The organism is Acinetobacter sp. L-24 (assembly GCF_056857555.1).
In genome coordinates, this window is sequence record NZ_JBSXNI010000044.1 from 224136 (window position 1) to 236496 (window position 12361).

Annotated in this window: 13 protein-coding genes, 1 tRNA gene and 1 other RNA gene; 7 read left to right on the plus strand and 8 right to left on the minus strand. The window is 41.8% G+C overall.

What is annotated here, in order from left to right; all coding sequences use genetic code 11:
* Positions 1-125: 125 nt before the first annotated feature.
* Positions 126-776: a 23S rRNA (uridine(2552)-2'-O)-methyltransferase RlmE gene (gene rlmE / locus AC13CK_RS12605; RefSeq protein WP_004645756.1), complete on the minus strand. Its 651-nt coding sequence runs from the start codon at positions 774-776 to the stop codon at positions 126-128.
* A 195-nt stretch (positions 777-971) separates the two neighbouring features.
* On the opposite strand from rlmE, the gene yhbY reads away from it, so the two are divergent.
* Both yhbY and AC13CK_RS12615 read left to right on the plus strand, forming a co-directional pair.
* Positions 972-1295 carry a ribosome assembly RNA-binding protein YhbY gene (gene yhbY / locus AC13CK_RS12610; RefSeq protein ID WP_004280569.1) on the plus strand — a complete coding sequence of 108 codons (324 nt, stop codon included), beginning with the start codon at positions 972-974 and terminating at the stop codon, positions 1293-1295.
* Between the two features lie 11 nt (positions 1296-1306).
* A complete protein-coding gene (locus tag AC13CK_RS12615) occupies positions 1307-1846 on the plus strand; it encodes a DOMON-like domain-containing protein (RefSeq protein ID WP_004280571.1) in 540 nt (179 codons plus the stop codon).
* Between the two features lie 148 nt (positions 1847-1994).
* On the opposite strand, the gene AC13CK_RS12620 is transcribed toward AC13CK_RS12615, so the two are convergent.
* Complete coding sequence (locus AC13CK_RS12620) at positions 1995-2216, minus strand: hypothetical protein (RefSeq protein ID WP_004280572.1); 222 nt, start codon at positions 2214-2216, stop codon at positions 1995-1997.
* 102 nt (positions 2217-2318) lie between these two features.
* A complete protein-coding gene (locus tag AC13CK_RS12625; RefSeq protein ID WP_005106335.1) occupies positions 2319-2807 on the minus strand; it encodes a hypothetical protein in 489 nt (162 codons plus the stop codon).
* A gap of 308 nt (positions 2808-3115) precedes the next feature.
* Here AC13CK_RS12625 and carA point away from each other — a divergent pair, with 308 nt between their 5' ends.
* The 3 genes from carA to greA all read left to right on the plus strand — a co-directional run bounded on the left by carA (position 3116) and on the right by greA (position 8067).
* The gene (gene carA / locus AC13CK_RS12630; protein WP_425878812.1) at positions 3116-4255 is read left to right on the plus strand and encodes a glutamine-hydrolyzing carbamoyl-phosphate synthase small subunit; all 1140 of its coding nucleotides are present in this window, start codon (positions 3116-3118) and stop codon (positions 4253-4255) included.
* A 13-nt stretch (positions 4256-4268) separates the two neighbouring features.
* Positions 4269-7499: a carbamoyl-phosphate synthase large subunit gene (carB, locus tag AC13CK_RS12635; protein ID WP_425878810.1), complete on the plus strand. Its 3231-nt coding sequence runs from the start codon at positions 4269-4271 to the stop codon at positions 7497-7499.
* Between the two features lie 91 nt (positions 7500-7590).
* A complete protein-coding gene (greA, locus tag AC13CK_RS12640) occupies positions 7591-8067 on the plus strand; it encodes a transcription elongation factor GreA (RefSeq protein WP_004645764.1) in 477 nt (158 codons plus the stop codon).
* 72 nt (positions 8068-8139) lie between these two features.
* Here the strand turns inward: greA and AC13CK_RS12645 are convergent, their stop codons facing one another.
* Entirely contained in the window at positions 8140-8733 is a 594-nt protein-coding gene (locus AC13CK_RS12645) for a TetR/AcrR family transcriptional regulator (RefSeq protein WP_482831237.1), read from the minus strand.
* Between the two features lie 136 nt (positions 8734-8869).
* Here AC13CK_RS12645 and AC13CK_RS12650 point away from each other — a divergent pair, with 136 nt between their 5' ends.
* Both AC13CK_RS12650 and AC13CK_RS12655 read left to right on the plus strand, forming a co-directional pair.
* Positions 8870-9265, plus strand: coding sequence for a RidA family protein (locus AC13CK_RS12650; protein WP_482831238.1), 396 nt, complete (start codon positions 8870-8872; stop codon positions 9263-9265).
* Positions 9266-9377: 112 nt separating this feature from the next.
* A complete protein-coding gene (locus AC13CK_RS12655) occupies positions 9378-10001 on the plus strand; it encodes a CatB-related O-acetyltransferase (protein ID WP_482831239.1) in 624 nt (207 codons plus the stop codon).
* Between the two features lie 2 nt (positions 10002-10003).
* Here the strand turns inward: AC13CK_RS12655 and AC13CK_RS12660 are convergent, their stop codons facing one another.
* From AC13CK_RS12660 to AC13CK_RS12675, 4 genes are all read right to left on the minus strand, one after another.
* Positions 10004-11458, minus strand: a complete 1455-nt coding sequence (locus AC13CK_RS12660) for a KAP family P-loop NTPase fold protein (protein ID WP_482831240.1) — start codon at positions 11456-11458, stop codon at positions 10004-10006.
* Between the two features lie 85 nt (positions 11459-11543).
* Positions 11544-11620 (minus strand) — tRNA-Met (locus AC13CK_RS12665).
* Between the two features lie 72 nt (positions 11621-11692).
* Positions 11693-12070: RNase P RNA component class A (gene rnpB, locus AC13CK_RS12670), an RNA gene on the minus strand.
* Between the two features lie 26 nt (positions 12071-12096).
* On the minus strand, positions 12097-12360 hold the full coding sequence (locus AC13CK_RS12675; protein ID WP_004280584.1) for a YfhL family 4Fe-4S dicluster ferredoxin: 264 nt from the start codon (positions 12358-12360) through the stop codon (positions 12097-12099).
* Position 12361: the final 1 nt, after the last annotated feature.

A 12361-nucleotide genomic window follows, 5' to 3' on the forward strand; every position in this document is an offset into this window, starting at 1 on the left:
TTCCCATTCCAATCTAATTTGATCATGCCCTGTTCAGGGTGACCTTAATACTTAAGCTGTAAATCAACTTACAATTATCTGAAAACGTACAAAATGCACAATTTTTAACGACTTGGCAAGTAGACTTATTTTAAAGCCTTCTTACGTCCCTGCCCGATCAGGAAAACTTCCTTGGAGCGAGCACGTGATGCCAAAGGTTTAGATGTTTTCAGAACATCAAAACTATCAACCACTTGCTTACGGAATTCGTCAAAACCTGAACCTTGGAAAACTTTTACCACAAATTGACCTTTAGGGCCTAGCACCTTGTTGGCAAAATCCAGTGCAAGTTCACACAAGTAAATCTGACGCGGTTGATCTACAGCCTTATTACCTGATGTATTGGGGGCCATATCTGAAATTACAACGTCTACAGTACGACCATCTAAAATTTCTAACAATTGCTGGAAGACTTCTTCTTCACGAAAGTCGCCTTGCAAGAAAGTCACATCAGGTAATGCATCCATTGGTAAAATGTCAGATGCAATCAATAAACCCTTGTCACCGACTAGCTTACCTGCGATTTGTGACCAACTCCCGGGAGCTGCACCCAAGTCGACTACGGTCATGCCGGGTTTGATGATCTTGTACTTTTCTTGCATCTCTAAGAGCTTATATGCTGCACGCGCACGATAGCCGTCCTTTTGTGCCTTTTTCACATAAGGATCGTCTAAATGCTCTCTCATCCAATCACGACTACTTTTAGATAACTTTTGGTTGGTAATGCGTGTAGCCATAACTCTCTAAATAAAAAAACGTCTAATTATTAATTGTACGTGAAAAAGACATATTTTGCAGTATACATGTGTATCTAAATCTAGGAGTTTTGCTCGTTATGAAGAGATATTGGAAATGATTATTTCCTGATAATTTAAAGCGTTTGTTTTTTGCTTTTGCTATACTAAGCCGTTTTAAAATTCAGGTTATCTCTCATGGCGTCTTTATCTATTCAGGAACGTAAGCGTTTACGTCAAATCGGACATGCTTTAAACCCGGTCGTTATGCTGGGTGACAAAGGCCTGACTGAAAATGTCATCGAAGAATTGGCGCGTGCTTTAAACGATCACGAACTGATTAAAGTAAAAATCGTAGCTGAAGATCGTGAAGCGCGTGCAGCATTGATTGCTGAAATTTCAGAAGCGACTGGTGCCGAAGTAGTTCAAACTATTGGTAAAATTGCGCTGCTTTACAAAAAAGCTGCGAAACAAAACCAAAAATTGTCCAACCTTGTCCGTTTCGCTCATCTGTCTAACTAAGTACAGGACTTATGGCAAGTTACGAACTTAGCGCATTTGATCGCCGTTTTCAGGCCATCTCTCTGGTTGCCGCCATTGAACAGCAAGGCCCATGCAATTTAAATGTGGGCTTCTGGATCCGTGATCCCAATCAGTACATCTTGTGGCCCGACATGGTGACGGCACATCCCCGTCAGGATTTCCTGTGGGAACAGACCTGCTTTGAAATTTTTATTGGGGTTCAGGGCGAAGATTTTTATCGTGAGATTAATCTTTCCCCTTCTCAGGCCTGGCAGGCTTATCAATTTGAAGAATACCGTTATCCTGAAGATATGCCACCGCAAGCTGCGGATGATATTGAGCTGAATCAGCTCAAACGTACGCATTATGGTCTTAATGTCAGTGTAGATCTGACTGATTTTATGGCAACACATAAACTGAAATGGGAAAACTTGTTCCTGGGTTTATCTGCTGTTTTAAAAACCTCACAAGGTGATCAATACTATGCCATGCAGCATAGTAGTCCTCAGGCAGATTTTCATAATAAACGTGACTGGTTGCATGTATTTTAAATAGATTGACGCTGTGCATCAGCTATTTAAAGTGTAACAGGCGAATACAACGTGAGACTTAAAGTCTCACGTTATTGTTTATTGCTCAACAATGATTGATCCTCTGTATAATTATTTTAGATTTTTTATTGTTTTCAACGTTCATATTTTAATGATGTAGATGATGCTGCTCCTGAATAGATTTCACAGCAGCATAAAGAATAAAAGCAAAAGTAATGATCATCAGAAGAATGGTCCCAAACACCAGTCCCAGCACTCCCAAACATAATACGATTACACCTAGATAAAGTATGCGCCCCAATCCGCTTTCCAGATTCAGTAGCATGATCAATATCAGTAAAATAAGTACACCTACAAAATGCTGTTGCATCGTGACCCCCTTTAATTGTTATTGTGAGTCCGTTTTGCTGCATAAAGACAAAGGAGAACATTTGATTGTTCTCCTTTTTAAATAGCGGCCTTTCAGCGCAGCCTAACTTTTCAGCTCAGGACTTTTGTCTGAGCTCTCTGTTTTCACCACGGGTTTGACTTTTTTCAGTACTTCAATGGTACTGTCCTTAGAACGTTTAAAAGTATCGGTCAGATGTTCCTTATGCTTGGTCGAAATCTGACTGACATCTTCTTTCAGCTCTTTACCCAGATTGGATAGGTCTTCAACGACAGCGTTGAATTCTGTCTTGATAAAGCTTTTCAATTCGGTTAATTCTTTCTGCGAACCGAAAATCTGCTCCTTCAAAGTATCAATACGCTGTAACACCTCCTGCTTAAATTGACGCAATTGTTCCTGCACAGTGTCGCTTAACTGCTTGGCTTCAACTTCAAGCTTTTCCTTACTTTCCTCGATGGTTTCAATTGCCTGATCTTTAGCCTCGACTGCTACTTTTTCAAGCTTCTCGGCAGTTTCAGTCACCACGCTCGGAGTGATTTTTTTAGATGTAGTAGATTTAGGTGCTGTAGCCATCTGTCTTGTTCCTATTGTTATATCGACTAAGCTATATTAGTAGATTTGATAAAAATTAAGATTTGATTTGTCTGACAATTATTAATTGCTTACATTTTTTCACATTGCCTACAAAACAGACTTCCATGCAAAAAGCAAGCCATTTATCTCATACTTTCGCTGCAAAGCCGTTGGACTTTAAGGGTCGTTCTGCGTATAATGCCGTGTTAAGTTCAAGCGAGCAGACATAGGAGGGTAGGTTTAAAAATTAGCCTTCCTTTTTTTTCGTCTTCTCGCTTTTTTACAGCCTAAATTTCAGGAGCTTTGGTTTGAGCACCCCAGCAATTTTAGCCCTTGCCGACGGAACTATCTTTAAAGGTACTTCGATTGGCGCATCGGGTAGTACGACTGGTGAAGTCGTTTTCAACACTGCCATGACTGGCTATCAAGAAATTTTGACTGACCCGAGTTATGCACAGCAACTTGTGACACTGACTTACCCTCATATCGGTAACACAGGCTGTAATGAAGAAGACACTGAATCAGGTCGTATTCATAAGGTTTGGGCTAACGGATTGATCATTCGCGACCTGCCTTTACTGCACAGTAACTTCCGTTCAACCCAATCATTAGCTGAATATTTGGTACAACACAATGTTGTGGCAATTGCGGATATCGACACGCGTAAACTGACACGTATCCTACGTGACAAAGGTGCACAAAATGGCTGTATCCTTGCTGGCGAAAATATCACTGAAGCTGAAGCGCTTGAAAAAGCACGTGCATTTGGTGGTTTAAACGGTTTAGACCTGGCAAAAGAATGTTGCGACCCTGAAGGTTTTGAATGGACTGAAGGCTCTTGGACATTAGGCAAAGGTTTCTCTCAACCAGAAGCTAAATTCCATGTTGTTGCATACGATTACGGTGTCAAAACCAACATCTTACGTATGCTCGCAGACCGCGGTTGTAAACTGACTGTTGTGCCGGCGCAAACTCCTGCTGCTGATGTACTTGCACTGAATCCAGATGGCGTGTTCCTTTCGAACGGTCCTGGTGATCCGGCTGCATGTGACTACGCAATTGAAGCTGTAAAAACAATTGTAGAAACCACTGAAATTCCAGTATTTGGTATCTGCCTGGGTCACCAGATCCTTGCGCTTGCAAGTGGTGCTAAAACCTTAAAAATGCCTCACGGCCACCACGGTGCGAACCATCCTGTACAAAATCTTGATAACGGTACAGTGATGATTACTTCTCAAAACCATGGCTTCGCAGTCGATGAAAGCAATCTGCCTGATGTGTTGCGTGTAACGCATCGCTCACTGTTTGATGGCACCAACCAAGGTATCCATCGTACAGACAAACCTGCGTTCAGCTTCCAGGGTCACCCTGAAGCAAGCCCGGGTCCACATGACTGCGCACCATTGTTCGATCATTTCATCGAACTTATCGAAGCATCTAAGAAGTAATTAAGGAAGCATCATGGCTAAACGTACTGACATTAAAAGCATCTTGATTATTGGTGCTGGTCCGATTGTCATCGGTCAAGCATGTGAGTTTGACTACTCAGGTGCTCAAGCATGTAAAGCCCTTCGTGAAGAAGGTTACCGCGTTATTTTGGTCAACTCGAACCCAGCGACCATCATGACCGACCCAACCATGGCGGATGCAACTTACATTGAGCCAATTACTTGGCAAACTGTTGCAGCGATCATTGAGAAAGAACGTCCAGATGCTGTTCTTCCAACCATGGGTGGTCAAACGGCATTGAACTGTGCCCTTGCCCTCGATGAGCACGGCATTTTAGAGAAATTCAATGTTGAATTGATCGGTGCAACCAAAGAAGCGATTGAAAAAGCTGAAGACCGTAAACTGTTCGACCAGGCAATGCGTAAAATTGGTCTTGAATGTCCAAAAGCTGACGTTGCTGAGTCAATGGAACATGCTTTAGAAATTCAAGCACGTTTCGGCTTCCCAGTAATTATCCGTCCATCATTCACCATGGGTGGTTCTGGTGGCGGTATCGCATACAACAAAGAAGAATTTATCGAGATTTGTGAACGTGGTTTCGATCTTTCTCCGACTAAACAATTATTGATTGATGAATCTTTAATTGGCTGGAAAGAATACGAGATGGAAGTTGTTCGTGACAAAAACGACAACTGTATCATTGTATGTACCATTGAAAACTTTGATCCAATGGGCGTACACACTGGTGACTCAATCACTGTTGCCCCTGCTCAAACGCTTACAGATAAAGAATTCCAGTTACTACGTAACGCTTCTCTAGCAGTTCTTCGTGAAATTGGTGTTGAAACAGGTGGTTCTAACGTACAGTTCGGTATTTGTCCAAATACTGGTCGTATGGTCGTGATCGAGATGAACCCACGTGTATCACGTTCATCTGCACTTGCTTCTAAAGCAACTGGTTTCCCGATTGCAAAAATCGCAGCGAAACTGGCTGTAGGTTATACCCTTGATGAGTTGAAAAACGACATTACTGGCGGTACAACGCCTGCATCGTTCGAACCTGCAATCGACTACGTTGTAACCAAGATTCCTCGTTTCAACTTCGAAAAATTCCCACAAGCTGATGCGACACTGACGACTCAGATGAAATCTGTCGGTGAAGTGATGGCGATTGGCCGTAACTTCCAGGAATCTGTACAAAAAGCCCTTCGTGGTCTTGAAGTGGGCGCTTCTGGTTTTGACGAAAAGGTTGAAGTGGGTGCTGAAGGCGCGCGCGACAAAATCTTGCAAGAACTTAAAGTGCCAGGTCCAGAGCGTATCTGGTACGTGGGCGATGCATTCCGTCACGGCTTTACTTTAGACGAAGTATTCGCTGCAACGAACATTGACCGCTGGTTCTTGATTCAAATCGAAGACATCATCAAAACTGAAAACCAAATCAAAACTTTAGGTTTTGGCGACTTGAATGCGGACAACATCCGTGGATTCAAACGTAAAGGTTTATCAGATCTTCGCATTGCCGACTTGATGGGCATTTCACAAAAACAATTCCGTAAACACCGTTGGAACTTGGGCGTAACTCCAGTTTACAAACGTGTCGATACATGTGCTGCAGAATTCGAATCTGATACAGCTTACATGTACTCAACTTACGATGAAGAATGTGAAGCCAATCCGTCTGCGAAAGACAAGATCATGGTGATCGGTGGCGGTCCTAACCGTATTGGTCAAGGGATCGAATTCGATTACTGCTGTGTACACGCTGCCCTTGCAATGCGTGAAGACGGTTATGAAACCATCATGGTGAACTGTAATCCTGAAACAGTTTCAACGGATTACGACACTTCAGATCGTCTGTACTTCGAACCGATCACACTTGAAGACGTGCTTGAAATCGTACGTATCGAGAAGCCTAAAGGCATTATCGTTCAGTACGGTGGTCAAACACCTTTGAAATTGGCGCGTGCTCTAGAAGAAGCTGGTGCGCCAATCATTGGTACATCACCTGACGCGATTGACCGTGCAGAAGACCGTGAACGTTTCCAGCAAATGATTCAACGTCTGCAACTTCGTCAACCAAACAACAGCATTGTAAAATCTGCTGAAGAAGGTATGGCTGAAGCGTCTAAAGTAGGCTATCCATTAGTGGTACGTCCTTCTTACGTGCTTGGTGGTCGTGCGATGGAAATCGTGTACAACGATGAAGAACTCAAACGCTACTTACGTGATGCGGTTCAAGCATCAAACGAAGCACCTGTTCTGCTTGACCGTTTCTTAGATGATGCGATCGAAGTTGACGTAGACTGCGTATCTGACGGTAAAGACGTGGTGATTGGCGGCATCATGCAGCACATTGAACAAGCGGGTATTCACTCAGGTGACTCAGCATGTTCGATTCCTCCTTACTCTCTCTCTAAAGAGATTCAGGACGAAATGCGTCGTCAAACCGTTGCAATGGCAAAAGAGCTTGGCGTAATCGGTTTGATGAACGTTCAGTTTGCGGTTAAAGGTGAAGACGTTTACATTCTGGAAGTGAACCCACGTGCGTCTCGTACTGTGCCATTCGTTTCTAAGTGTATCGGTGAATCTTTAGCGAAAGTTGCTGCACGTTGTATGGCGGGTCAATCTCTTGAGTCTCAAGGCTTTACATCAGAGATTATTCCTGAGCACTTCTCTGTCAAAGAAGCCGTGTTCCCGTTCAACAAATTCCCTGGTGTTGACCCAATCCTTGGCCCTGAGATGAAATCGACTGGCGAAGTGATGGGCGTTGGTAAAACATTTGGTGAAGCGTTCTATAAAGCTGTTTTAGGTGCAAACGAGCGTTTACCAGGTCTTCCAACTGAAGGCGAAGTAAAACACGCATTTATCTCTGTACGTGACTCAGATAAACCACGTGCGGCGGGTATCGCAAAACAATTGATTGACCTAGGCTTCAAGATTCTTGCAACTGATGGTACATTTAAAGTGATTAGCGATGCTGGTCTTGAATGTGAACGTGTCAATAAAGTGACTGAAGGTCGTCCTAACATTGTAGACCGTATCAAAAACGGCGAAATCCACCTTGTGATTAACACGACTGAAGGCAAAAAGGCACAAGAAGACTCATTCTCGATCCGTCGTTCAGCACTTCAAGGTAAAGTGTATAACACAACTACATTGAATGGTGCAGATGCAGTATGCCAAGCTTTAGCAATTAAATTGCCGATGGATGTATATCGTTTGCAAGACCTAACTAAAGGTTAATTCGCTTCCAAGAAGTCCCGCTACCTTCTTGGTGGCGGGCTTTTTTTTATTTATAGATTTTATATCTTTCAACTGACTTTTGAGGGACAACATGCAACGTTATCCTATGACACCTGAAGGCAAAATTGCCTTAGAGAAAGAATTACACCAACTGAAAACAGTGGATCGTCCACGTATTACAGCTTCAATTGCAGAAGCTCGTGAACACGGTGACTTAAAAGAAAATGCAGAATACCATGCAGCACGTGAACAGCAAGGCTTCTGTGAAGGCCGTATTCAGGACATCGAAGGCAAACTGGGTGCAGCTCAGGTGATCGATGTCAAAGAACTTGAACAGAATGGTCGTGTAGTTTTCGGTGTAACGGTCACGATTGAAAATCTGGATACTGAAGAACAGAAAACCTATAAAATTGTAGGCGATGACGAAGCAGACTTTAAGATCAACAAGATCTCAGTGAACTCGCCGATTGCACGTGGTCTTTTGGGCAAAAACGAAGGCGATGATGTGAAAATCAATACACCAAACGGTGAAGTTGAATACGAAATTGTGAAAGTTGAATATCTTTAAAATTTAAAGCTATTTAATTTAAAGCCCCTCGATTGAGGGGTTTTTTACCTTTATCCGCTTCCTACAAACGGATTAACTCTGTGCTTCTTTTAAAAACCCCGATGCAAATAAATTAAATGCATATAAGGCCTCAGTGAGTACCTGCTCAGGATGTTCGCTAGAAGCCACCCAGAGTGCTGCATTCATTGCAGCACCATTTAAAAATACCGCAGCAGCTTCCGGATCAACTGTTTTAATTCGATCTGCTACCAATAATTGCTCAACACATTCACGCGTGGACTGCAAACATCTGTTTTGACTTGGCCAATGTGCAGGATCACCCAGCACAGCCGGTCCATCACGCAACACAATGCGTTGGAATTCCGGATTTAAGGCATTTTGAATATAGGTCCGCCCTTCTAGCATCAAACCATCCCAAAGATCATCAGGCTGCTCCAGATGCTGCTGGGCAGATGAAGCCATTTCCGAATCGATTTGATCAACTACCGCAGCAAATAAGCCTTTTTTATCACCAAAATGATGATACAGCGCACCACGGGTCAATCCTGCTTCTGCCGTGAGCTTATCCATTGAAGTGTCTGCATAACCATATTCTGCAAACGTACGACGTGCCACTTCAATCAGTTTCTTGCGGGTTTCCGCCATTTTTTGTTCACGAACAGACATGAATTACTTTACCTCATCATCATAAAAATTTTAATTGACATACGGACCGTATGTCAATTATGTTTACATACGAAGCGTATGTGAAAGTCAAGTTGCTTTCACTCACTGATAAATTAGATATTGAATGAGAATAGACATGACTAGAACTGCGATATTTCCCCAAGACCGCCATGCCCTGTATGAACAGCATGGTTATTCTGCTGCAATTAAATCGCAAGATTTACTCTTCGTTTCTGGTCAGGTCGGTAGCCGTGAGGATGGTTCACCTGAACCAGATTTCGAGAAACAGGTAGAACGGGCTTTTGAAAATCTAGCTGCGACATTGGCAGCAGCTGGTTGTAGCTTCGATGATATTGTCGATGTCACCACATTTCACACTGACCCAGAGCAGCAATTTGAAAGCATTATAAAAGTTAAGCAGCAAGTGTTTAAGCAAAAGCCTTATCCTAATTGGACAGCTGTTGGCGTGACTTGGCTGGCAGGTTTTGATTTTGAGATTAAAGTGATTGCCCGTATTCCTCTCAGCGCTTAGGTCATATCAGCACGTGCTTTAGGATTTGCTTCACAAGCTGAATTGCGATTGTTGATTCAGCTTAAAGTGCAATTCGGTATAATGGCGCATTCCTTGTAGTTATAGCCTCCTCATGTCTGAAAAGTTAATTAATTCTCCTGTGAAGCATTGGTGTGAATTCGAGTTCATCTCAAAAACGGTGAAGAATCCCAACATTCATATCAAAGGGAATTATTCGTATTATTCGGCCTATTGGGATCAGGGGTTTGAGCGTTGTGTAGTGCGCTATCTGCATGATAAGCCTGCCACGCCTGAGAAGCCCATAGACCAGCTCTATATCGGTAATTTTGTCTGTTTTGGTGCTGAGTGCGTGATTATGATGGGTGGCAATCAACTCCACCGTACCGACTGGATTTCAGCGTTTCCATTCGATACACGCAGTTTTGTACCTGCTGGCGATACTATTATTGGCGATGGCTGTTGGATTGGCTCACGCGCTTTGATTATGCAGGGTGTGAACCTTGGTGAAGGCGCGGTAGTGGCGACAGGCGCAGTCGTGACCAAAGATGTGCCACCTTATGCAGTTGTGGGCGGCGTACCTGCGAAAATTATTAAATACCGCTTTCCACAGGAAGATATAGAAAAGCTGCTTTCCCTCAAAATCTATGACATAGACGAAAAGCAGTTTTTAAAAATGCGTGAAAAGTTACAGACGGATGATGTGGTTAGCTTGGTAAATTTTATATCTAATTCATAAAATTACCGTCCAGTTTTTATATAATTCATCCAAGATTCAATAAAATCACTAGTTTTATTCAAAGGGCTTATTGAAAATGCAGACAAATACTCTATGTACTTGCTCTCTTTCCAACTAGCATCATCTCTAATTCGCTCAATATTATGATGCTCATGAATAAAGCTACTCATAAAAAAATCTTCAACTTTATAATCCCATTTCAATATATCTCGCACCCATGTAGTATCAGTAATTGCATCAAACTTAGTATCAAAATTTAAATTAAGGTTATGTTTTTTCATAAAATCCCTCTTATTTAAATACAGATTATTAGATAAGAATTTAATAATTATTTCAAAATACCTAATATAATCATGTTGTACTGATAACGGTGTCATCATTAGGCTAATAAGAATTAAATTCTTGTTAGTTTCATTTGTCCTTAATAAAGCATATTGATTTAGCTTTTTAACTAACTCACGCGGATTTAATTTTTTCTCTAATTGCAAAGCTAAAACCCAAAAATAGAACTCGTTCACTTCATCTTTATTAGCCAACTCTCCTATTCGAAAGAGTTGTTCTTTGATAATATTTTCATAATTTTTTTCACACTTTTCTGAAGAAAGATGTACTGTAAAATCAATAAATTTTTCTAAATAATCACCATTCATCTCCGCTTCATAACCATACACACTTTTGATAGATTGTAATAATTGTGGCTTATTCATTACTAAAACAAAAACAATTTTTGGAATATCAAAAAAGTGCTTAATTCTTTCAATTAGACGAATTGCAAAATCGGGGCGACAGCGATCTAACTCATCAATAATAAAAACTAAAGGTTTTTCTAATTGAGCAGCAAGTTCGGCTAGTTCTTTTTTAAAATCTTGGATCGTTTGTTTTTCAATATGGTGATTTTCTATTTTCTTTTCGATTTGTTCTTTTACCTTAGATGCTATTTCATCACTAGCAGTATCGAAAACATCTTGCCCTTGTTTATAGACTTCCTGTATAGCTTCACCTGCACCACCTAGACCAATCCAATGCATACCTGCTTTGGCAGCGATCATAGGAATAACAGCAGCTAAAGAAATTAACACTGAGGCAGTCTTTGAATTAAAATCATTAATCTCTTCAATACCAATTTCATCAGAATCTTTAAAAGCTTGGCTAATTTCAGCTGCAATTGTTAGAAAAGGATCATCTAAATAATCATTTGCAAACGCATCCAAATAAATAACGTTATGTTTCGTATCATCTAAATGCTTTGCCCAATGCCTTACAAACCATGTTTTTCCTTCACCCCAACGAGCATCCAAAGCTAAAACAGCACCACATTGTAAACGATCAACATAGTTAGTCAGTTGTTCACCCAAGCGACGTCGATCCCAGAGATCACCTTCCCAAGCTGTTTGAATATTCTCAAAATTATCTTTCTGCCAATTTATTTGATCTATAGTCATTTTATTAAATTTCATTCGTTTACAATTCATTCATTATATTCATTTTAATTTTTAAAGGCATAAAAAAACCCACTCAATCGGAGCGGGTTTTTTCAGAATATGGTGGCTATGACGAGACTTGAACTTGTGACCCCCGCATTATGAGTGCGGTGCTCTAACCAACTGAGCTACATAGCCTTAAACTATGCGCGCATTATGGGATTTTCTGTAAATCACGTCAACCCCATATTGTGCTGTTTGATCAAAATTTGTTGAAGTGAGCCGATAAGCCGGGTTCTGTCGTGAACGATCATTCCTCTAGGCGCACAATCACTCATGCGCTCAAGCGACCTACCCGAATCCAGCATGGGCCATGCCTAATGGATTCCTATTTGGTCTTGCTTCCGGTGGGGTTTACCTCGCCATGAACTGTTACCAGCCATGCGGTGCGCTCTTACCGCACCCTTTCACCCTTACCTCCGATTCCGATTGCTCGAAAACATAATGAAGGCGGTCTTCTCTCTGCTGCACTTGCCGTCGGTTTGCACCGCCCAGGCGTTACCTGGCACCTTGCCCTATGAAGCCCGGACTTTCCTCCCCTGCTTCAATCACGGAGATTTCCACAGCAGCGATCGTCTGGCTCACTTCGAGCGGCATAGTATCAAATATCGAGACTAATTGCTTGATGTTTTTTGAGCAGTCAGTTTTTCATACTTGGCTTGCAGCTGTTCCTGCGTTTCGACATGATTCGGATCCAGTGGAATACAATCTACCGGACAGAACAACTGGCACTGCGGTTGATCATGATGTCCGACGCACTCTGTACATAAATCTGGATGAATCTCATAAATGAGTTCACCCATATAAATGGCCTCATTCGGGCATACAGGTTCACAAACATCACAATTAATACATTCATCGGTGATATATAAAGACACG